Here is a 21,384-nt window from a genome sequence, read left to right on the forward strand (position 1 = left end):
GCCACCTCGTGGCCCTGGAGGTTTTGTTCGGCGCCCGATCCCGGATCGGGCGCCTGATCCAATTAGCTGGCGACGATGTTGACCAGTTTGCCCGGCACCACGATGACCTTGCGGATGGTCAGGCCTTCGGTGAAGCGCAGCACGTTCTCGTTGCTGCGAGCCGCGGCTTCGACTTCTTCACGGCTGGCGCTGGCTGGCATCTCGATCTGGCCGCGCAATTTGCCGTTGACCTGGATGACCAGTTGCAGGCTGTCTTGAACCAGAGCGCTCTCGTCCAATACCGGCCAGCCTGCGTCGATCACCGGGTCGGCGTGACCCAGGCGATTCCAAAGTTCGTGGCTGATGTGCGGGGTGATCGGCGCCAACAGCAAGGTTACGGTTTCCAAACCTTCCTGAACCAGTGCGCGGTCCTGCTCGGTAGCTTGCGGGGATTTTTCCAGCACGTTCATCAGCGTCATCACCTGGGCGATTGCGGTGTTGAATTTGTGGTTCTGGCCCACGTCGTGGCTGGCCTGCTTGATGGCTTGGTGGATCGAGCGGCGAATGGCTTTCTGCTCGTCGTTCAGGCTGGCGATGTCCAGTTTGCCCGGCAGGCCTTGTGTGACATGTGCTTGAGCCAGACGCCAGACGCGCTTGAGGAAACGGTGCGAACCTTCGACGCCGGAGTCCGACCATTCGGCGCTCATGTCAGGTGGCGAGGCGAACATCATGAACAGGCGGCAGGTGTCTGCGCCGAACTGGTCAATCATCGACTGTGGGTCGACGCCGTTGTTCTTCGACTTGGCCATCTTCTCGGTGCCGCCGATTTCCACCGGCAGGCCGTCAGCGATCAGCTTGGCGCTGATGACCTTGGCCTTGCTGTCGCGTTCGAGTTCGACGTCCGCCGGGTTGAACCAGGTGTAGGCACCGTTGGCTTCACGACGGTAGTAGGTCTCGGCGATCACCATGCCTTGGGTCAGCAGGTTCTTGAATGGCTCGTTGGAGCTCACCAGGCCTTCGTCACGCATCAGCTTGTGGAAGAAACGCGCGTAGAGCAGGTGCAGGATGGCGTGTTCGATACCGCCGATGTATTGGTCCACCGGCAGCCAGTGGTCGGCTGCCGATTTTTCCACCAGGCCGCCTTCAAAGTGCGGCGACGCGTAGCGAGCGTAGTACCACGACGATTCGACGAAGGTGTCCATGGTGTCGGTTTCACGCTTGGCCGGTGCGCCGCATTTCGGGCAACTGCACTCGTAGAACTCGGGCATGCGTGCCAGGGGCGAACCGGCGCCGTCCGGCACCACATCTTCCGGCAACACGACCGGCAATTGGTCTTCCGGCACCGGCACATCGCCGCAGCTGTCGCAGTGGATGATCGGGATCGGGCAGCCCCAGTAGCGCTGGCGGCTGATGCCCCAGTCCCGCAGGCGGAACTGGGTGCGTGATTGACCGAGGTTTTTCTTCAGCAGGGCCGCTTCGATAGCGTCGAAGGCGCCAGGGAAATCCAGGCCGTCGAATTCGCCGGAGTTGATCAGTTCGCCGTGCTCGCCGTAAGCGTCCTGCCATGGCGCCGGAGTTTCATCGCCGGCGCTGGTGCGTACCACGGCCTTGATCGGCAGGTCGTACTTGCTGGCGAATTCGAAATCGCGCTCGTCGTGAGCCGGGACAGCCATGACCGCGCCATCGCCGTAGTGCATCAGCACATAGTTGGCCACCCACACCGGGAGCTTCTCACCGGTCAGCGGGTGTTCGACGAACAGCGAGGTGGGCAGGCCTTTTTTCTCCTGGGTCGCCATGTCCGCTTCGGCGACGCTGCCGCCTTTGCATTCGGCGATGAATGCCTGCAACTCGGGGTTGTTCCGCGCGGCCAGGGTGGCCAGCGGGTGCTCGGCGGCGACGGCGACATAGGTCGCGCCCATCAGGGTGTCCGGACGGGTGGTGAACACCTTCAGGGTGCCGGTTTCGCCGATCGATGCCTGATCGTAGGGGAACTGCACTTCCATGCCGCGGGACTTGCCGATCCAGTTGCGTTGCATGGTCTTGACCTGCTCGGGCCAGCCGGTCAGCTCGTCCAGACTCTCCAGCAGCTCATCCGCGTAGGCGGTGATCTTGAAGTAGTACATCGGGATTTCGCGCTTCTCGATCAGCGCGCCGGAGCGCCAGCCGCGACCGTCGATCACTTGCTCGTTGGCCAGTACGGTCTGGTCGACCGGGTCCCAGTTCACGGTGCCGTTCTTGCGATAGATCACGCCTTTTTCGAACAGGCGGGTGAACAGCCACTGTTCCCAGCGGTAGTAGTCCGGCTTGCAGGTGGTGACCTCGCGGGACCAGTCCACCGCCAAACCCAGGCTGCGTAGCTGGGTCTTCATGTAGGCGATGTTTTCGTAGGTCCACTTGGCGGGAGCCACGTTGTTCTTCATCGCGGCGTTTTCCGCCGGCATGCCGAAGGCGTCCCAACCCATGGGTTGCAGGACGTTCTTGCCTTGCATGCGCTGGTAGCGGGAGATCACGTCGCCGATGGTGTAGTTGCGCACGTGCCCCATGTGTAGCTTGCCGCTGGGGTAAGGGAACATGGATAGGCAATAGTAGGTTTCCTTGCCTGGCTGTTCACTGACTTCAAAGGACTTTTGCTCGTCCCAGAACGACTGGGCGGCGGCTTCGATTTCACGGGGCTGATAGTGTTCGTGCATGGCTACTTTTGTACTGAATAGGGGTGGCCTAATCCTCTTCAATGCAACCACGGGGAGCGATGACGCCAAATACGGCGATTTTCAGTGCCCGATGGAGCTGGAAGTGGAGTTACAGGAAGCGCCGTAGCATACATGACCGCACTCTGCCGAGGGAAACCTTGATTGCTCGGCCGGGCCGTTGGTCGCGGCGGCGCGACGCTTGCGGTCGTCCGACTAAGCTCAAAAAGGGGAGTGAGTCTTATTCTTCGATGAGGTGAACGGATGCTTGAGTCGCAGCGAAAAGTTACAGAACCAGAGGTGTATGAAAGGCTGCTGAATCGACTGGCTCTGGCCCTGGATGCACTGAAGACTGCGGATCGACTGCGTGATGAGCGGCCTGTCGAGTTGGAGTTGCGGGGGCTAAGCAGTGCTGAATTCGAACTGATCCGGGCCTATCTGGCTCGCAGCCAGCATGAAATGCAGATCAGCATGCCGGGTGATCGGCAGCAGCAGGAAATGCCTCGTTCAGCCAAGATCATTTGGTTGAAGGATCAGGCCCCCGTCAAGGAGTCAGTGAAAGTCCGATCACATCAGTGCAAGTAGGCCCCGGGCTCCGCCTGGGGCGAATGCGGTCGTAGCCGAGGCGTTCATGAGCAAAAGTACTCGGCGTTGGTTGTTGCGGCAGGGCTTTGCCCTTTAGGCTTCGGGCATCTTTTGGAGATGCCCGATGCCTGTTCGTTATTTCATCAAGCAGTTGCTGTTGCCGCCCGGCATTCTTTTGCTGTTGCTCCTGTTCGCCTGGTGCCTGCGTCACTCCCGTCCGCGGCTGGCGCGTTGCTGTTTTGTCCTGGGGTTGGGCGGTTTCTGGCTGATGAGCTTGCCGGTGATGGTGGAGTGGGGGGCTCGCGGGTTGGAACAGTTGCCTCCCTTGTCCCAGAGTCAGTGGGCAAGCCTGGCCCAGCAGGCGGATGCGATTGTGGTCCTGGGTTCAGGCCGCGAGCGCGGCGATCCGGCCTGGGGTTCTGATCAGCCCACCGGCGTGGGGCTGGAGCGTGAGCGCTATGCCGCGCGTTTGGCCAAGGCTTCCGGGCTGCCGGTGCTGACCAGTGGCGGCTTGCATTACGGCACGCCGCCCACCGAAGCGGCGCTGATGGCCGAGTCGTTGCTCAATGACTTTGGCGTGACGGTACGCTGGCAGGAAGGTCGCAGTCGCACCACCTGGGAGAATGCACAGTTCAGCGCCGAAGTCTTGCAACCCTTGGGCATCAGGCGCGTGGTGGTGGTGACCCAAGCCTGGCACATGCCTCGCGCCGTCTGGAGTTTCGAGCACGCGGGATTTGACGTGGTGCCGGCTCCGGTGGGCTTTCTAGGGGTGGACAACGCCCGTCCGCTGAGCGGTTGGATGCCAGAGTTCAAGTCGATCTGGCAGAGCGGCCAGTTGCTTAACGAGGCGGTGGGACAGCTCGGGTACCGACTTTTCTATCGCTGAGTGGCGCGCCGGCTCCCGCAGGAGCCGGCTGGCCGGGGAAGGGCTTCACACAGTCTTGGCAATGCGACTGGCCAGCAGGGCCCAACCGAACAGCAGAGTGCAGAGCACCACCAGCGGCCATGAGCGCCATTTCAGGTAAGGCGTCAGATTGTGCATGGGCACCACTTCGCCATACAGGATGCCGCGCTCGAACTGTGGAATCTGTACGGTGATCTTGCCGAACGGGTCGATCAGCCCGGTGACGCCGTTGTTGGTGGCGCGGATCATCCAGCGTCCTGCCTCCAGGGCCCGCATCTGTGCCATCTGCAGATGCTGCAGGGGGCCGATGGAGGTGCCGAACCAGGTGTCGTTGCTGATGGTCAGCAGCAGGTCGCTGCGGGCCGAAAGACCGGCGGCGAACTCGGGATAGACCACTTCGTAGCAGATGAACGGCGCAATCTGATAGCCCTTGGCTTGCAGCAACGGCTGGTCCGCCGGGCCACGGGCAAAGTCCGACATCGGCAGGTTGAAGAAGTCGATCAGGCCGCGCAGCACTTCCTGCAGGGGCACGTACTCGCCGAAGGGCACCAGCTTTTGTTTCAGGTAGGTGCCGTCGCCTTCGCCGGTCACGGTAATGCCATTGAAGTAGCGCTTTTCATGGCGCACCAGCTGGCGCACTGGAACCCCGGTAATCAGCGCGGAATGACGGTCTGCGGCAAAGTTGCCCATCATCGTCAGGTAGCCTTCGGCGGACTCCTTGAGCACCGGAACCGCGGTTTCCGGCCAGACCAGCAGGTCCACCCGCTTGCTGCTGAAGCTCATGTCGCGGTACAGGGCCAGTTGGGCGTTGAGCTGGGCAGGGTCCCATTTCATGCTTTGTTCGATGTTGCCCTGGACGGCCGCGACCGACATGGGCTCTCCCGACGGGCTGGTCCAGGCATGGCCTTTGAGCGCCAGGCCGATGGCCCAGGGAGCGGCCAGCAGTAGCAGTCCGGCAACAATGAACCCTTTGCGCCCGGCCTTGATCAGGCGCGGCAGGTTGTAGAGCAGCGCGGCGGTCAGGGCCAGGGAGAAGGAGATCAGCCAGATACCGCCCACTGGCGCGAGTCCGGCCAGGGGGCCGTCGAGCTGACTGTAGCCGGAGTAAAGCCAGGGGAAACCGGTGAGGAACCAGCCGCGAAACGCCTCTTGGCCCAGCCACAGGGCAGCGAAAGCCAGAGCATCCGCCAGCGGTGCTTCATTGCGCCGCAGCCAGCGGGCCCAGAGCCAGGCGGGCAGGGCAAAGAACCAGGCAATGGCGGCAATGAAAGCCAGCATCAGCAGGCCGGCGAGCAAGGCCGATGCACCGCCGTAGGTATGGATGCTGACGTAGATCCAGCTGGTACCGGCGCCGAACAGGCCGAAGCCGAAGCACCAGCCCCGGCCCAGGGCCTGGCGTGGTGTCAGTTCTCGCAAGCCGGCATAGAACAACCCTACCGCCAGCAGAGCCAGGGGCCAGATGTTGTAGGGTGCCAGCGCCAGGGTGGTGATGGCACCGGCTGCCACGGCCAGCAGGTTGCCGGGCCAGCCGGGTCGGGTTGAGCGCTGCAAGAGGCGTTTCATCAGCTCTTTCCTGTTTCGCACCGGGCAGGGCACGAGGAGATGGGTGGGTTGGATTTAGCTGGGCATCGCGCCGTGCGGCTCAGTAGCCTGTCCCCGAGAGCCGTCGCCCCGAGCCCGGGGTTCCGGTTTCGGGGCGACGATTCTGTGTGCAGGAGAGCTGATGCCCCTGGCCCCTAGCGGGAAACGGGTGTCAGGCGCAGCAGATGAATCCGCCGGCTGTCGGCATTGAGCACGCGGAAGCGATAGGCGCCGATTTCAGTGATTTCGTTGCGTTTTGGCAAGTGGCCGAAGGCACTCATTACCAGTCCGCCGACGGTATCGAATTCGTCATCGGAGAAGGTGCTGTCGAAGAACTCGTTGAAGTTCTCGATCGGCGTCAGCGCCTTGATCAGGAAGTCGCCGCTGGGCAGGGGCTTGATGTAGCTGTCTTCCTCGACATCATGCTCGTCTTCGATGTCGCCGACGATCTGCTCCAGCACGTCTTCGATGGTCACCAGGCCGGCCACGCCGCCGTACTCGTCGATGACGATGGCCATGTGGTTGTGATTGGCGCGAAACTCGCGCAGCAGCACGTTCAGGCGCTTGGACTCGGGGACGAAGGTCGCCGGGCGCAGCAGGTCCTTGATGTTGAAGCTGTCGCCGTTCTCCTTGAGGATCAGCGGCAGCAGGTCCTTGGCCAGCAGGACGCCCATCACGTCGTCATGGCTTTCGCCGATCACCGGGTAGCGCGAATGCGCGGAGTCGATGACCGCGGGCAGGAACTCCCGGGGTGTCTGGGTCGCCCTGATGCTGATCATCTGCGAGCGCGGCACCATGATGTCCCGGACTTGCAGGTCAGCCACCTGGATGGCGCCTTCGACGATGGCCAGCGCTTCGCTGTCCAGCAATTTGTTCTGATGGGCTTCGCGCAGCAGCTCCAGCAGCTCCTGGCGGTTTTTCGGCTCATGGGCAAAAGCCTGGGTCAGTTTGCCCAGCCATGACTTTTGCCCGTTGCTCGATCGATCTTCGCTCATAGCGATTGCTCTGAATCCTTGGTTGTTACAGGGGGTTGTTGATCAACTTTCGTCGTCTGCATACGGGTCGGGATGACCCAGTTCTGCAAGCAACGTTCGTTCCAGTGCTTCCATTTCCTCGGCTTCGTCATCATCTATATGGTCGTAACCCAACAGATGCAAGCAGCCGTGAATCACCAGATGGGCCCAGTGGGCCTGAAGTTCCTTGCCTTGTTCGGCAGCCTCGCGTTCGACTACCGGAATGCAGATCACCAGATCCCCCAGCAAGGGGATATCCAGCAACTCATCCGGCACGTCGGCAGGGAATGACAACACATTGGTGGCGTAATCTTTGTGACGCCAGGTGTGATTCAGCTCGCGGCCTTCGGCTTCGTCCACCAGGCGGATGGTCATTTCCGAGTCGGCTGTGCGCTGGCGCAGGGCCAGCTCGCACCACTGGCGGAACTGTTCGTCGCTAGGGGCCGGCTGTTGGCTGGCGCGCTGCAGATCGAGCTCAAGCATCGTGGCGCTGGCCTCTGTCGGCAGAACCCTTGGCGGCCTCGTCGTCGGCTCGCAACTCGAAGCGCTCATAGGCTTCGACGATGCGTTGCACCAGCGGGTGGCGCACTACGTCCTTGGGCATGAAGTGGGTGAAGCTGATACCGGGCACATCCTGGAGCACCTTGATCACCTGGGCTAGGCCGGACTTGGTGCCCTTGGGCAGGTCGACCTGAGTGATATCACCGGTGATCACCGCGGTGGAGCCGAAGCCGATCCGGGTGAGGAACATCTTCATTTGTTCCACGGTGGTGTTCTGGCTTTCGTCGAGGATGATGAAGCTGTTGTTCAGGGTTCGGCCACGCATGTAGGCCAGGGGCGCGATCTCGATGACCTGGCGTTCGATCAGCTTGGCCACTTGTTCGAAGCCGAGCATTTCATACAGCGCGTCATACAGTGGGCGCAGGTAAGGGTCGATTTTTTGCGCCAGATCACCTGGCAGGAAACCGAGCTTCTCGCCGGCTTCCACCGCCGGACGCACCAGCAGGATGCGCCGCACCTGCTCGCGTTCCAGGGCGTCCACCGCGCAAGCGACGGCCAGGTAGGTCTTGCCGGTGCCGGCCGGACCGATGCCGAAGTTGATGTCGTTGCCCAGGATCTCCTTGACGTAGCGTTGCTGATTCAAGCCGCGTGGGCGAATCATGCCTTTCTTGGTACGCAGGGCGATGGCGGCGTCAGCCACCGACGGGTTATCCAGCTCTTCCACAGCGGACTCCTGAAGGAACAGGTGCACCAGGTCCGGCGACAGCTCGGTTCCCTTGGTTTCCCGATAGAGGCGGCGCAGAAGATTTTCCGCGGAGGTGGTGTGCTTGGGTTCGCCGATCAGTTCGAACTGATTGCCGCGATTGCGGATCTCGATCGTCAGGCGCTGCTCGATCAAGCGCAAATGCTCGTCGAATTGCCCGCACAGATTGGCGAAGCGGCGAGCCTCGAAGGGCTCGAGGATGAAACGATGAGGTTCTATGGGTGCGTTCAAGGTCGTTTTTTAGCCGCCCAACGGCAATTAAGATGGATTCAAGGATAACGCCAGCGGCCTGGGTGCGAAAGCTCTTATGCGGAGCGTGGGCCGGTGATGCTTTCTTCGTAGGAGCCGGCTTGTCGGCGAAGCGGTCTTAAGGTCTTTTCGCTGGCAAGCCAGCTCCTACACAAGCCAGCCCCTACACAAGCTGGCTTCTGCACAAGTCAGTTCTTACGATAACAGCGAGCCGCGCAGTGAGTGGGGTTGCGCCGAGTCGATATGCACGTCGGCGAATTGGCCAATCAGGGTGGGATCGTCGCAACGGAAGTTGACGATCCGATTGTTCTCGGTGCGGCCCTGCAATTCGCCCGGATCTTTCTTGGAGTAGTCGGTCACCAGGATGCGCTGGGTCGACCCGACCATTTGTCGGCTGATTTCAAACCCTTGCTGGTTCAGGCGGTGTTGCAGCGCGTTCAGGCGCTCCTTCTTCAGTGCTTCCGGCGTGTCGTCGGCCAGGTCGGCGGCCGGAGTGCCCGGGCGCTGGCTGTAGACGAAGGAGTAGGAGAAGTCGAAACCGACGTCTTCGATCAACTTCATGGTCTGCTGGAAGTCTTTTTCCGTCTCGCCAGGAAAACCGACGATAAAGTCCGAGCTGATGCAGATTCCCGGTACCGCCGCTCGCAGTTTGCGCAGCTTGGACTTGTACTCCAGAGCCGTGTGATTGCGTTTCATCGCCGCCAGAATCCGATCCGAGCCCGATTGCACGGGCAGGTGCAGGTGCTTGACCAGTTCCGGCACTTCGGCGTGGGCCTGGATCAAACTGTCGGAGAATTCCAATGGGTGCGAAGTGGTGTAGCGAATCCGCTCGATGCCATCCACCGCGGCAACTACGCGGATCAGCTCGGCCAGGTCGGCCAGGCGACCGTCATGGGTCTGGCCCCGGTAGCCATTGACGTTCTGGCCAAGGAGGGTGACTTCGCGCACGCCGTTTTCCGCCAGGTGGATGATTTCGGCAATCACGTCGTCAAATGGCCGGCTGACCTCTTCGCCCCGGGTGTAGGGCACGACGCAGAAGGTGCAGTACTTGCTGCAGCCTTCCATGACCGAGACATAGGCACTGGGGCCGTCGATGCGCGGCTCGGGCAGATGGTCGAACTTTTCGATTTCCGGGAACGAGACATCCACTTGCGGCAGCTTGCTGATGCGCGCGGCATCGATCATTTCCGGCAGGCGGTGCAGGGTCTGCGGGCCGAATACCACGTCCACATAGGGCGCGCGATCGCGGATGGCCGCGCCTTCCTGACTGGCCACGCAGCCGCCGACGGCAATCACCATCTCCGGATTGGCCAGTTTCAGCTCGCGCCAGCGACCCAGCTGGGAGTACACCCGATCCTGGGCGCGCTCACGAATCGAGCAGGTATTGAGCAGGATGACATCCGCGTCTTCGGCACGTGCGGTGACTTCCAGGGCCTGATGTTCACCCAGGAGGTCCACCATGCGCGAGCTGTCGTACTCGTTCATCTGGCAACCGTGGGTTTCGATGTAAAGCTTCTTGGCCATGGACCTCAGTCTCACGTGATTCAAACAACCGCGCATTATAGGGGCCATGCCCACAGGTTCCTAGCGTTGTGCATCGGGTAGCTATGCTATAGTTCGCGCCCTATTTTTATCCCCCGATGTGTTGCCCGCCCACCATGACCAAACGTGAAGCCCCAATCTACAAGGTGATTTTCCTCAACCAGGGCCAGGTGTTCGAAATGTACGCCAAGCAGATCTATCAGAGCGATCTGTGGGGTTTCCTGGAGGTGGAAGAGTTCGTCTTTGGCGAGCGCACGCAAGTGGTCGTCGATCCGAGCGAAGAGAAGCTCAAGGCTCAATTCGAAGGCGTGGTGCGCAGCTTTGTGCCGATGCATTCGATTGTGCGCATCGACGAAGTGGAGCGCCTGGGTACGCCGAAGATCAGCGAAGCCCGTGGTGTGAGCAACGTCATGCCGTTCCCGATGCCGATGCCCGAAAAATAAGCCTGGCTGGCCACTTCTTCGCAAGGGGCGGGTTCGTGTCGGTAGGCGCTGGCTTGCCAGCGAAGGGCATGCAGGCTTTTACGGCAATGGCGAGAAAGGCGAGCGCCCATCGGCGCTTTGCAGTTCCATCAGGTATTTGCGGAAAATCTGTCCCAGCACCTGGGTCGCGACTTCCAGCTCGTCGCGCTGCATGTGCTCGGCGACTTCATCGGCGGTGTCCAGCGCGTCTTCGGCACCGTTGACCGCAGCCATCTTCAGCACGATATAGGCCTGGACATTGTTGGCCGGCACGCCCTCACCGTGGAAGAACATGGTGCCGAGTTTGAATTGCGCCTGAGCGTGGCCTTGCAAGGAGGCTTTTTCGAAATAGCTCAGGGCTTGATTGAGGTCACGCGGCGCGCCTTTGCCTTCGTAGTAGAACTCACCCAACTCGTATTGCGCCTCGGCGTCGCCTTCATCGGCGGCTTTCTGGCACGCGGCCAGCGCCTCGGCCTGTTCCTGTGCCTGGGGATCGAGGGTGCAGCGACCCATCGCCGGGATCAACAACGAGTTGCCGCCTGCTTGTGCGTGCGCGAGCAGGGGCTGAAGGAGCAACAGGCAGCCCAGTGTCAGGGCGCGGCCGGTGCGGTTCATGGGAATCGACTTACCTCTGAGGGGCGCGCGGACCCAGCAAGGGGTCCAATAAGCGCGCATTATGAAATAAGCAGGGCCAACCTTACAAAGTCTTTACTCGTTTTTCTGCTGCGTGGCCGCGATATCCGTCGCCTTGCTGGGCATTTGTACCCTTGGCAGGGAAAGTTCGAGTAAAGCCTCCCGCTGGCGCGGTTGATCACCACGCCAGCCCGCTTGCACTTATTTCAAGGCGGCAAATGCGCGTTCGGCGGCATCCAGGGTCAGTTGCAACTCGGCTTCGCCGTGGGCGATCGAGGTGAAACCTGCCTCGAAGGCACTCGGCGCCAGGTACACGCCGCCTTCCAGCATCAGGTGGAAGAAACGCTTGAACAGGTTGGCGTCGCTGGCCATCACGTCGTCGAAGGTGACGATGTCATCGGCGCCGCTGAAGTACAGGCCAAACATGCCGCCGGCTTGGGTGGTGACGAACGGAATGCCCGCGGCATCCGCGCGTTGTTGCAAGCCTTCGAGCAGGCGGCTGGTGTAGTCGCTCAGTTCGGCATGGAAGCCCGGGCGACTGATCAGGCGCAGGGTGGTCAGGCCAGCGGCCATGGCCAGCGGGTTGCCGGACAGCGTGCCGGCCTGGTAGACCGGGCCCAGGGGCGCGATGTGCTCCATGATCTTGCGCTTGCCGCCGAAGCAGCCCACCGGCATGCCGCCGCCGATGATCTTGCCGAAGGTCGACAGGTCCGGTGTCACGCCGTAGTGAGCCTGGGCACCGCCGAGGGCGACGCGGAAGCCGGTCATCACTTCGTCGAAAATCAGCACCACGCCGTGCTGGTCGCAGAGGCGGCGCAGGCCTTCGAGGAAGCCGGGTGCCGGCGGTACGCAGTTCATGTTGCCGGCCACTGGCTCGACGATGATGCAGGCCACTTCCTGGCCGACTTCAGCAAGCATTTGCTCCACGGCGGCGATGTCGTTGAAGGGCAGCGTCAGGGTGTGTTTGGCGAAGGCCGCCGGTACTCCGGCGGAGCTGGGAACGCCTTGGGTCAGGGCGCCGGAACCGGCCTTGACCAGCAGGCTGTCGGAGTGGCCGTGGTAGCAGCCCTCGAACTTGATGATGCTGTCGCGGCCGGTAAAGCCCCGGGCCAGGCGAATGGCGCTCATGGTGGCTTCGGTGCCGGAGCTGACCATGCGCACCATTTCCATGGACGGCACGATGGAGCACACCAGATCGGCCATTTCGGTTTCCATGGCGGTCGGTGCGCCGTAGGACAGGCCGTGTTCCAGCTGCTTGCGCACCGCATCCAGTACGTCCGGATGACTGTGGCCAAGGATCATCGGGCCCCAGGAACCGACATAATCGACATAGCGCTTGTCGTCTTCGTCGGTGACGTAGGCGCCTTCCGCGTGCTTGAAGAACAGCGGGGTGCCGCCCACGCTCTTGAAGGCGCGAACGGGCGAGTTGACGCCGCCGGGGATGTGTTTCTGGGCATTGGCGAACAGGGTTTCGGAACGGGACATGAGCGGGCTCTCAAAAAGTCAGCTGTTGAATAGGGCGTTGAAGGCGCGGGCGCGACGGGTCACTTCTTCGGCGCTATCGGCGCCGAACAGACCGTGGACCACTGCCAGCAGGTCGGCGCCGTGGTTCACCAGCGGCGCAGCGTTATCCAGGGTGATGCCGCCGATCACGCAGATCGGCAGGTGCAGGCAGGCCCGGGCCTGATCCAGCAACTCCAGGCTGGCCGTGGGCGCGCCGGGTTTGGTGGTGGAATTGAAAAAGCGGCCGAAGGCGACATAGCTGGCGCCTTCCTTGGCGGCCTGCTCGGCCAGTGACAATTGGTCGTGGCAGGTAGAGCCGATGATCGCCTGGCGACCCAGCAGGGCCCGGGCCGGCGTCAGTGGGCCGTCGGTCTGGCCCAGGTGCACGCCGGCACCAATGCGCGCGGCCAGCTCGGCGTCATCGTTGATGATCAAACGGGTCTTGTAGCGCTCGCACAGGGTCAGCAGGGTTTCGGCTTCCCGCAGGCGGCGGGCCTGATCGTCGCTTTTATCGCGGTACTGCAACAGGGTGACGCCGCCTTCCAGCGCCGCCTCCACGTACTTCAGAAACTTGCCGGCCAACAGCTGGCTGTCGGTGATGGCGTACAGACCACGTAGTTTCATCGAGCGGGCCTCATGACATTACGAGCAGAAATCCAACGGCAAGCGACGTGGGACGAATTGGCCGCGACCCAGTTGTTCGGCGTCGCGCAGGGTGCGCCAGGTGTAATCAAGGGCCGATTTCACGGCGCTTGCCAGGTGTTCGCCTTGTGCCAGGCGTCCGGCCAGGGCGCTGGCCAGGGTGCAGCCGGAGCCGTGATAGCTGCCTGGCAGACGCTGGCAGGTGTAGGTTTCGCGCAGGCCGTCGCGGCTGTACAGGCGATTATGCACTTCGTGTTCATCGCCATGGCCGCCGGTGATCAGCAGGTGCTTGACGAACGGCAGGAGTTTTTCGGCGCATTGGTCGGCGCTGCCTTCGGGCAGTTCCGCAAGAATTCGAGCTTCAGGGAGGTTGGGGGTGGCAATGGTGGCCAGGGGCAGGAGGCGTTCGCGCATGGCGTAGCCGACTTCATCCTTGCCCAGCCGGCCACCGCCGCCGGCGCGCAGCACCGGATCGCAGACCAGCGGCAGGTGCGGGTGCGCCTGGAGCAGTTCGACCACGGTGGCGACCATCTCCAGGGAGCCGAGCATGCCCAGCTTGACCGCGGCGACCGTGGAGTCGTTGAGCACGGCATTGGCCTGGGCCAGTACCCACTCGCGATCCAGAACGCGGAAATCGCTGACATTGACCGTGTCTTGCACGGTCAGGGCGGTGACAGCCGGAGCTGCGTGACAACCCTGAGCCAGCAGGGCTTCGATATCTGCCTGCAAGCCGGCGCCACCACTGGGGTCGTGGCCGGAGAGACAGAGGACAACGGGGCGAGAGCTGTAGATATTCATGGGCGGCGAGCTTACCACCAAACGCTTTTTTTCGCGGCGCCTGGCGTCTGCTGGAAATTGTCGCCACGCTGGGCGCGAACGTCTTGACCGATGCAACAGCTCTAGCTCGCGGTATTGCGCTGAAAGGCTTGATCTAGAGCCTTTAGACTAAAATTTACAATGGTGTTCATTGGCCATCAGCGGCTATGCTAGAGTGCATTCAAACCAATAACAGGTCATGCCGGTTATACGTCTGCTCAAGGGAAATGGGGGACTTCCTGACATCACCGGACAAGCCACGCCGGGTCTTTAATGCGCTATTTGCTGCTGTTGCTGTTGAGCTTGCCGATGCTGGTGGGTGCCGCCGAGTTCGACGAGTTCACTCAGCGCCTTCCCCTGGGCCGAGTGATGCAGGTCCTTGAAGACGCCGGTGGTGAAGCGACCATTGCCGATGTCAGCTCGGGACCATTGGCCGAGCACTTCAAGCCTCACGATAAAGACACCCTCAATGCCGGTTATTCACGTTCGGCGTTCTGGCTGAAGATCGACCTCGATTACCGCCCGGGCAATCCTGCGGCGCAGCGCAACTGGTTGCTGGAGCTGGCCTATCCGCCCCTGGATCACCTGGATCTGTACCTCCCCGACGAAAGCGGCGGCTATCGCCTGGCGGAGCGAACCGGCGATGCCTTGCCCTTCGACAGCCGGCAGATTCGCCAGAACAACTACCTGTTCAACCTGAATTTCGCTCCCCATGAGCACAAGACGATCTATCTGCGGCTGGCCAGCGAAGGCTCGATCCAGGCGCCGGTGAGCCTGTGGTCGAACACCGCCTACCTTGAAGCCCAGCCCTTGCGTCTCTACGTGCTGGGGCTGATCTACGGGGTGTTGCTGGGCATGCTGGTGTACAACCTGTTCATCTACCTCAGTGTGCGCGACACCAGCTACCTCTATTACATCGTCTATATCGCCTCGTTCGGTTTTTACCAGTTGTCGGTCAACGGTGCGGCAGTGGAGTACTTCTGGCCCAACAGCCCCTGGTGGGCCAATGCCGCGACGCCGTTCTTCATCGGTTCGGCGGGGCTGTTTGGCAGTCAGTTCGCCCGCAGTTTCTTGCAGACTTCAGGTCACAGTCCCTGGGTTGACCGCATATTGATGGCGCTGATGGGCTTTGGTGCGCTGGTCATGGCCCTGTCGCTGATGACCAGTTATGCCCTGGCCTTGCGCCTGGCCACTACCCTGGCGCTGCTGTTCACCGTGGTGATCTATGTCGCGGGAATCGTCGCCTGGTGGCGCGGGTTGCGGGTGGCGCGCTATTTCATCATCGCCTGGTCGGCTTTCCTGTTCGGTGGGGTGGTCAACACCTTGATGGTGCTGGGTTACCTGCCCAACGTGTTCCTGACCATGTACGCCAGCCAGATCGGCTCGGCGATCGAGGTGGCGTTGCTGTCCCTGGCGCTGGCCGACCGGATCAATGCAATGCGTGAACAGCAGGCGCAGACTCTGCTGGAGGCAGGGCAGAAGCTTGAGGTGCTGAACCAGCAACTGGCCCATAGCAACCGGCTCAAGGATGAGTTCCTGGCCACCCTGACCCATGAACTGCGCACGCCGATGAACGGTGTCATCGGTTCGCTGGAGTTGATGCAGACCCTGGAACTGGACCCGGAGCTTGCGCAGTACCAGCAGACCGCCGCCGGTTCGGCGCGGGACATGATGCGCATGGTCAACGGCATCCTCACGCTGACCGAACTGCAGGCCGGCAAGCTCAGCGCCCAGCGCCAGCCCTTCAGCTTGCGTTCGCTGCTGAGCGCGCTGCAAACCCAGTACGCCGCCAGCGCGGCGGCCAAATCCCTGTTGTTTCAAGTCGATCTGAGTGCGGGATTGCCTGATCGCTTGCAGGGGGATCGCTGCAAGCTCAGCCATTGCCTGGAGTGCCTGCTGGATAACGCCGTCAAGTTCACCCACTCCGGCGGCGTGGTCTTGCGGGTGGTGACCCGGGCCGTCTCGGTCGAAAGGGTCAGCTTGAGTTTCGAGGTGATCGACAGCGGCATAGGTTTCGTCAATCTGGACGAGGCGATGCTGTATCAGCGCTTCTTCCAGCTCGATGGTTCCATGACCCGCGAATATGGCGGATTGGGCATCGGCCTGGCGATCTGCCGTCAGTTGGTGGAACTGCTGGGTGGGCAGCTGACTCACGAATCCACGCCCGGGCAGGGCAGCTGCTTCCGTTTGCAGGTGGAGTTTGAGGTCCAGGAACCGATTGCCCGGCTGCCGGCAGCCAATCATCGACGCACGCCCCAGGACTGCACCGTGCTGCTGATCGACGACAATGACGTCGACCAACTGGTGCTGCGGGGCATGTTGCTCAAGCTCGGTTACCGGGTCCGCACGGTCGGCAGCCCAACCGATGCCCTGCAACTGCTGGGGCGCGAGCCGGTCAGCGCGGTGCTGATCGACGGCCAGATCAGCACTGCGCAGTCAGGGGCGTTTCGCCTGCAGGCTCAGGCGATGCCCGGTTATGCCCAGTTGCCTATCCTGTTGGCCTGTGTTCCCGGCACCGAGGGCTGTGCGGCCGTAGTGGGCGCCGATTGTCTTGGCAAACCGGTGAAGTTCGAAGCCTTGCAACTGCTGCTGTCCAAGCGCGTGCTCTCTGTGGAACAAGGCGAAAGCGCCGACATTTAGGCGGCTATGCCACTTTGTTCAGGGTAGTGCCGGTGCTTAACTTGAGGCCTTGGCACACCCTGAAGGAGCCCGGCAATGAACCTCCACCAGTTCGCTGAAACCCACGAAGTCACCAACCAGCCGCCCCCTCTGGACGGCGCCAATCTCTATCGGATCGATCTGCCGTTGCAGCAATGGATGCAGCGTTTCGATGCCGGTTGGGCCGAGTCCCGGGTCGATGCCTATGGCGCACTGGCGGGCGGTCCGTTGATGGAGGCGGGATTCCTGGCCAATCAGAACAAGCCGGTGTTTGCCAGTCACGATCGCTTCGGTCATCGCATCGATCTGGTGGAGTTCCACCCGGCTTACCATCAACTGATGCAGGCGGCCATCGAGGGCGGGCTGACCTCGCTGCCCTGGACCCACCCGCAAGCAGGAGCCCATGTGGCGCGTGCCGCCATGACCTACCTGCACAGTCAGGCCGAAGCCGGCAGCGGTTGCCCGCTGACCATGACGTTCGCCTGTGTGCCGGCCCTGAAGCTGCAGCCGGATATTGCCCGGCAATGGCTGCCGAAGATCCTCGCCACCGAGTACGACCCGCGCAACGTCGGCATGCAGCACAAGGCCGGGCTCACCATCGGCATGGCCATGACCGAGAAGCAGGGCGGGACCGATGTCCGGGCCAACACCACCCGGGCCTACCCGGTGGGGGCTCCCGGGCCGGGGCAGGCCTATGAGCTGGTGGGGCACAAGTGGTTCTGCTCGGCGCCGATGTGCGATGCCTTCCTGACCCTGGCCCAGACCGACAAGGGCCTGACCTGTTTCCTCCTGCCCCGTCATCGCCCGGATGACAGCCGCAATCAGTTCTATATCCAGCGCCTGAAGAACAAGCTCGGCAACCTGTCCAACGCCTCCAGCGAAGTGGAGTTTCGCGGCGCTCTGGCCTGGATGATCGGCGAGGAGGGGCGCGGGGTGCCCACCATCATCGAGATGGTGGCCATGACCCGCTTCGATTGCATGGTCGGTTCCAGCTCGCTGATGCGCCAGGCCCTGACCCAGGCCAGCCATCATTGCGCCCATCGCCGCGTGGGCGGACGCCTGCTCAGCGAACAGCCGCTGATGCAGAACGTACTGGCCGACCTGGCCCTGGAAAGCGAAGCGGCCCTGGCCCTGAGCCTGCGCATGGGGCGGGCCCTAGACCATCAGGATGACGCCCAGGAGGCCAAGTTCTCCCGCTTGGTGACGGCCGTGGGCAAGTACTGGATCTGCAAACGGGCCCCAGCCATGATCAACGAGGCCGCCGAGTGCATGGGCGGTGCCGGTTATGTCGAGGACAGCATCCTGCCGCGGCTGTACCGTGAAGCGCCGGTGAACTCGACCTGGGAAGGTTCCGGCAACGTGCAGTGCCTGGATGTGCTGCGGGCGCTCTCGAAAGAGCCCGGCGTGCTGGATGCGCTGTTTGCCGAGCTGGGAGAGGGACATGGCGACCGGCGTCTGGCGGCGCATATCGTCGCACTCAAGGACAGCTTCAGGGACACCGCCGACATTCAATACCGCGCCCGGCAACTGACCGAGGACATTGCTCTGGGCCTGCAGGCCAAGCTGTTGCTGGAGGCGGGGAATGACCTGGTCAGCGAGGCCTTCATCGCCAGCCGCCTGGGCGGTCAGGGCGGGCGGGTCTATGGCACGCTGCCCCGCGGGCTGGATGTGGCCGCCATCCTCGCCCGCTCCACCCCCCAAGGCTTCTGAACCGCTGCAGGACCGGCTTGCCGGCTCCTGCAACTCCGCTGTTCCCGTGGGACGGTGTTGCAGGCAAGATAAACGCCTGCAAGATCAGAACACAGGATGCTTACCGTGACCGAAGCTTTTATTGTCGTTCAAACCGCCGAGCAAGCCGTGGATCGGCTTGCTGCTTTGCATGAGCGGGCCACCACGGCCCTGAGCCAGGCGCTCAAGCGTTACCTCAAGGATCGGGTCGAACCGGATGCCGAGCAGCGTGCGCTGTTTCGCTACCCCGAACTGCGCTTGACCTACCACTGCCACGGTGAAGTCCCACAGACCACCCGGGCCTATGCCAAGGTGCAACTGCCGGGCACCTACAGCGTCACCGTCACTCATCCCGCGGCCTTCCGTAACTACCTGCTCGAACAACTGGTGCCTTTGATGCACGACTTTACCGTCACGGTTGAAGTGGGTGTCAGCGAGCAGAACATTCCCTATCCCTACGTGGTGGAGCAGGGCGACGAACTGGCCGGTTCCGGCGTGACCGCGGCGGCCCTGGCCCGGGTATTCCCCAGCACCGACCTGTCGGCTGCCACCGACGGTATCGCCGACGGCCTCTACGACTGGGAAAACACCCACCCACTGCCCCTGGCACTGTTCGATGCCGCGCGGGTGGATTTCTCCCTGCGGCGCCTAGTGCACTACACCGGTAGCGACTGGCGGCATGTGCAGCCGTGGATCCTGCTGACCAACTACCATCGCTATGTCGACCAGTTCATCGTCCATGGCCTGGAGCAACTGCGCAGCGACCCGCGTTTCGTGCGCATGGTCCTGCCGGGCAACGTAATCATCGACAAGGGCATGGACCACGGCGAGGCCTCGGCGATCGCTGCCGGTGTGGTCTGGCACCGTTACCAGATGCCGGCTTATCACCTGCAAGCCAGCGATGGCCACGGCGTGACCCTGGTGAATATCGGCGTCGGCCCGTCCAATGCCAAGAACATCACCGACCACCTGGCGGTACTGCGTCCTCACTGCTGGCTGATGATCGGCCACTGCGGCGGTCTGCGGCAGTCGCAGACGATCGGCGACTACGTACTGGCTCACGCCTATATGCGGCGTGACGGGATTCTGGACCGCGTGGTGCCGCCGAACATCCCGATCCCGGCCTTGGCCGAAGTCCAGCTGGCGCTGCAGCAGGCTGCGGCCAATGTCACCGGGGAAAAGGGCGAGCAGTTGAAGAAGCGCCTGCGGACCGGCACCGTGCTGACCTACGACGATCGGAACTGGGAGCTGCGCTGGGCCGAGGAACGTCCATTCATCAATCTGTCCCGGGCAGTGGCGGTGGATATGGAAAGTGGCACCATCGCTGCCCAGGGTTATCGCCTGCGGGTGCCTTACGGCACCTTGCTGTGTGTTTCGGACAAGCCCCTGCATAGCGAGATCAAGTTGCCCGGTGCGGCCAACGCCTTCTATGAGCGGGCGGTCAGCCAGCACTTGAAGATTGGTATCGAAGCCGTGGACCTGATGCGCAGCGAGCTCAACTCCCTGCACTCGCGCAAACTGCGCAGCTTCGACGAGCCGCCTTTCCGCTAGGTGTTTAATCCGTGGTCATTTGGCGATCAGGCCACTAGCATTGTCGGTCCTGATCGCTGAATGTCCCCGCTGCCATGTCCCGTGCACCTCGTCCCGCTTCCCGTCGCCCAGGCGCCAAGCCGTTTTCTCCTTCTTCCAGCAAGCGCGTGCCCAAGGCGCCGCCGGCCGAGCCGAAACTGATCCTGTTCAACAAGCCTTTCGATGTCCTGACCCAGTTCAGTGATGGCGAAGGCCGGGCGACGCTCAAGGACTTCATTGCGGTTCCCGGCGTCTATCCGGCCGGGCGCCTGGATCGCGACAGCGAAGGGCTGCTGCTGTTGACCAATGACGGGCAATTGCAGGCGCGGATTGCTGATCCCAAGCACAAGCTGGCCAAGACTTACTGGGTGCAGGTCGAAGGCGAGCCCAGTGCCGAGCAGTTGCAACGGCTGCGTGACGGTGTCGAACTCAACGATGGCATGACCCTGCCAGCCCAAGCCCGGCAATTGGAGGAGCCTCAACTGTGGCCGCGCAACCCGCCGGTGCGCTTTCGCAAGAGCGTGCCCACCAGTTGGCTGGAACTGGTGATTCGTGAAGGGCGTAACCGTCAGGTACGCCGCATGACGGCGGCGGTGGGCCTGCCGACCTTGCGGCTGGTAAGGGTCAGGATTGGCGACTGGACCCTGGATGGCCTGGATCAGGGACAGTGGAAGGAAGTCGCGGCGCGCTTATAAGGCTCCGGATTCGATCAGGCCGATCACCACGCTCTTGATGATGAAGGCGGCCACGCCCAGGCCCAGTACGAAGAACAGGATAAAGGAGCCGAAGCGCCCGGCCTTGGACTTCTTGGCCAGGTCCCAGACGATGAAACCCATGAATATGATCAGGATGCTGACCAGACCGGTCATCATCCACTCTTCGAATACGGCTGGGTCCATCGATCATCTCCAGTGCAGGCAGGGTAAAAATGCCGGGCGAGTATACGCCAAGGCTCGCCGGCCTCGCATTGATCTGCATGCGTTATGTCGCCACAGCGTCCGGCCGGACTGGCTGCAGGAGCTGGCTTGCCAGCGATGCGCCCGCATACCTGCACTCGCCAGCCGGCTCCGACAGCTGGCCAGTCAATTGCGCAGGTGGGTCAGGGGCAGCTCGGTGCTGTTGAGTACCTGGTTGAGCACGAAGCTGGAACGTACGCTGGTGACGCCGTCGATACGAGTCAGGTGACCGAGCAGGAGTTTCTGGTAGTGGTCCATGTCCGGCACCACGACCTTGAGCTGGTAGTCGGCATCGACCCCGGTCACCAGGCTGCATTCCAGTACCTGGGGCAGGCTGCGGATCGCCGCTTCGAAATTCTCGAAGCGTTCGGGGGTGTGCCGGTCCATGCCGATCAGTACGTAGGCGGTGAGGCTCAGGCCGAGCATCTTGCGATCCAGCAAGGCGACCTGGCGGGAAATGTAGCCGTCGTCCTCCAACTGCTTGACCCGGCGCGAACACGGCGAGGGCGACAGGCCGATGCGCTCGGCCAGTTCCTGGTTGGAGATGCGGGCGTCGCGCTGCAATTCCGCCAAAATACTCAGGTCATAGCGGTCGAGTTTGCTCATCAATCAGG

Annotated in this window: 19 protein-coding genes; 7 read left to right on the top strand and 12 right to left on the bottom strand. The window is 62.3% G+C overall.

Annotation, left to right across the window (positions count from 1 at the left end; all coding sequences use genetic code 11):
- Nucleotides 1–62: 62 nt before the first annotated feature.
- Nucleotides 63–2,669, bottom strand: a complete 2,607-nt coding sequence (leuS, locus tag BLV47_RS02915) for a leucine--tRNA ligase (RefSeq protein WP_092309677.1) — start codon at nucleotides 2,667–2,669, stop codon at nucleotides 63–65.
- A gap of 261 nt (nucleotides 2,670–2,930) precedes the next feature.
- On the opposite strand from leuS, the gene BLV47_RS02920 reads away from it, so the two are divergent.
- Together BLV47_RS02920 and BLV47_RS02925 are read left to right on the top strand one after the other, a co-directional pair.
- Nucleotides 2,931–3,251: a hypothetical protein gene (locus tag BLV47_RS02920; RefSeq protein ID WP_092309680.1), complete on the top strand. Its 321-nt coding sequence runs from the start codon at nucleotides 2,931–2,933 to the stop codon at nucleotides 3,249–3,251.
- A 124-nt stretch (nucleotides 3,252–3,375) separates the two neighbouring features.
- Nucleotides 3,376–4,137, top strand: a complete 762-nt coding sequence (locus BLV47_RS02925) for a YdcF family protein (RefSeq protein ID WP_092309683.1) — start codon at nucleotides 3,376–3,378, stop codon at nucleotides 4,135–4,137.
- Nucleotides 4,138–4,182: 45 nt separating this feature from the next.
- On the opposite strand, the gene lnt is transcribed toward BLV47_RS02925, so the two are convergent.
- The 5 genes from lnt to miaB all read right to left on the bottom strand — a co-directional run bounded on the left by lnt (nucleotide 4,183) and on the right by miaB (nucleotide 9,786).
- The gene (gene lnt / locus BLV47_RS02930) at nucleotides 4,183–5,706 is read right to left on the bottom strand and encodes an apolipoprotein N-acyltransferase (protein WP_092317028.1); all 1,524 of its coding nucleotides are present in this window, start codon (nucleotides 5,704–5,706) and stop codon (nucleotides 4,183–4,185) included.
- 185 nt (nucleotides 5,707–5,891) lie between these two features.
- A complete protein-coding gene (locus tag BLV47_RS02935; protein ID WP_092309686.1) occupies nucleotides 5,892–6,731 on the bottom strand; it encodes an HlyC/CorC family transporter in 840 nt (279 codons plus the stop codon).
- Between the two features lie 42 nt (nucleotides 6,732–6,773).
- Nucleotides 6,774–7,232 carry an rRNA maturation RNase YbeY gene (ybeY, locus tag BLV47_RS02940; RefSeq protein WP_060844718.1) on the bottom strand — a complete coding sequence of 153 codons (459 nt, stop codon included), beginning with the start codon at nucleotides 7,230–7,232 and terminating at the stop codon, nucleotides 6,774–6,776.
- Nucleotides 7,225–8,244: a PhoH family protein gene (locus tag BLV47_RS02945; RefSeq protein WP_092309688.1), complete on the bottom strand. Its 1,020-nt coding sequence runs from the start codon at nucleotides 8,242–8,244 to the stop codon at nucleotides 7,225–7,227. Before BLV47_RS02945 ends, ybeY begins: the two co-directional genes overlap by 8 nt.
- 213 nt (nucleotides 8,245–8,457) lie before the next feature.
- Nucleotides 8,458–9,786, bottom strand: coding sequence for a tRNA (N6-isopentenyl adenosine(37)-C2)-methylthiotransferase MiaB (gene miaB / locus BLV47_RS02950; RefSeq protein WP_167365620.1), 1,329 nt, complete (start codon nucleotides 9,784–9,786; stop codon nucleotides 8,458–8,460).
- Between the two features lie 134 nt (nucleotides 9,787–9,920).
- Between miaB and BLV47_RS02955 the strand changes: the two genes are divergently transcribed.
- Entirely contained in the window at nucleotides 9,921–10,247 is a 327-nt protein-coding gene (locus BLV47_RS02955; protein ID WP_007927079.1) for a DUF1820 family protein, read from the top strand.
- Nucleotides 10,248–10,325: 78 nt separating this feature from the next.
- Here the strand turns inward: BLV47_RS02955 and BLV47_RS02960 are convergent, their stop codons facing one another.
- The 4 genes from BLV47_RS02960 to BLV47_RS02975 form a co-directional block, all read right to left on the bottom strand.
- Nucleotides 10,326–10,880, bottom strand: a complete 555-nt coding sequence (locus tag BLV47_RS02960; protein ID WP_016965755.1) for a tetratricopeptide repeat protein — start codon at nucleotides 10,878–10,880, stop codon at nucleotides 10,326–10,328.
- Between the two features lie 219 nt (nucleotides 10,881–11,099).
- Entirely contained in the window at nucleotides 11,100–12,383 is a 1,284-nt protein-coding gene (gene hemL, locus BLV47_RS02965; RefSeq protein ID WP_092309695.1) for a glutamate-1-semialdehyde 2,1-aminomutase, read from the bottom strand.
- Between the two features lie 18 nt (nucleotides 12,384–12,401).
- Nucleotides 12,402–13,025, bottom strand: coding sequence for a thiamine phosphate synthase (thiE, locus tag BLV47_RS02970; RefSeq protein ID WP_092309698.1), 624 nt, complete (start codon nucleotides 13,023–13,025; stop codon nucleotides 12,402–12,404).
- An 18-nt stretch (nucleotides 13,026–13,043) separates the two neighbouring features.
- Nucleotides 13,044–13,841 (bottom strand): hydroxymethylpyrimidine/phosphomethylpyrimidine kinase, encoded by a 798-nt coding sequence (locus tag BLV47_RS02975; RefSeq protein ID WP_092309701.1) that lies wholly within the window; start codon nucleotides 13,839–13,841, stop codon nucleotides 13,044–13,046.
- A gap of 291 nt (nucleotides 13,842–14,132) precedes the next feature.
- Here BLV47_RS02975 and BLV47_RS02980 point away from each other — a divergent pair, with 291 nt between their 5' ends.
- The 4 genes from BLV47_RS02980 to BLV47_RS02995 all read left to right on the top strand — a co-directional run bounded on the left by BLV47_RS02980 (nucleotide 14,133) and on the right by BLV47_RS02995 (nucleotide 20,509).
- Nucleotides 14,133–16,499: a hybrid sensor histidine kinase/response regulator gene (locus BLV47_RS02980; protein ID WP_092309704.1), complete on the top strand. Its 2,367-nt coding sequence runs from the start codon at nucleotides 14,133–14,135 to the stop codon at nucleotides 16,497–16,499.
- Between the two features lie 75 nt (nucleotides 16,500–16,574).
- Nucleotides 16,575–18,227 carry an acyl-CoA dehydrogenase family protein gene (locus BLV47_RS02985; protein WP_092309707.1) on the top strand — a complete coding sequence of 551 codons (1,653 nt, stop codon included), beginning with the start codon at nucleotides 16,575–16,577 and terminating at the stop codon, nucleotides 18,225–18,227.
- A gap of 96 nt (nucleotides 18,228–18,323) precedes the next feature.
- Nucleotides 18,324–19,796 carry an AMP nucleosidase gene (amn, locus tag BLV47_RS02990; RefSeq protein WP_161799194.1) on the top strand — a complete coding sequence of 491 codons (1,473 nt, stop codon included), beginning with the start codon at nucleotides 18,324–18,326 and terminating at the stop codon, nucleotides 19,794–19,796.
- Between the two features lie 146 nt (nucleotides 19,797–19,942).
- Nucleotides 19,943–20,509, top strand: coding sequence for a pseudouridine synthase (locus BLV47_RS02995; RefSeq protein WP_167365683.1), 567 nt, complete (start codon nucleotides 19,943–19,945; stop codon nucleotides 20,507–20,509).
- On the opposite strand, the gene BLV47_RS03000 is transcribed toward BLV47_RS02995, so the two are convergent.
- Together BLV47_RS03000 and BLV47_RS03005 are read right to left on the bottom strand one after the other, a co-directional pair.
- The gene (locus BLV47_RS03000; protein ID WP_003228500.1) at nucleotides 20,504–20,713 is read right to left on the bottom strand and encodes a DUF2788 domain-containing protein; all 210 of its coding nucleotides are present in this window, start codon (nucleotides 20,711–20,713) and stop codon (nucleotides 20,504–20,506) included. The genes BLV47_RS02995 and BLV47_RS03000 overlap by 6 nt on opposite strands.
- Nucleotides 20,714–20,896: 183 nt before the next feature.
- The gene (locus BLV47_RS03005) at nucleotides 20,897–21,376 is read right to left on the bottom strand and encodes an Lrp/AsnC family transcriptional regulator (RefSeq protein ID WP_016963825.1); all 480 of its coding nucleotides are present in this window, start codon (nucleotides 21,374–21,376) and stop codon (nucleotides 20,897–20,899) included.
- Nucleotides 21,377–21,384: the final 8 nt, after the last annotated feature.

This window comes from Pseudomonas saponiphila, assembly GCF_900105185.1.
GTDB lineage: Bacteria > Pseudomonadota > Gammaproteobacteria > Pseudomonadales > Pseudomonadaceae > Aquipseudomonas > Aquipseudomonas saponiphila.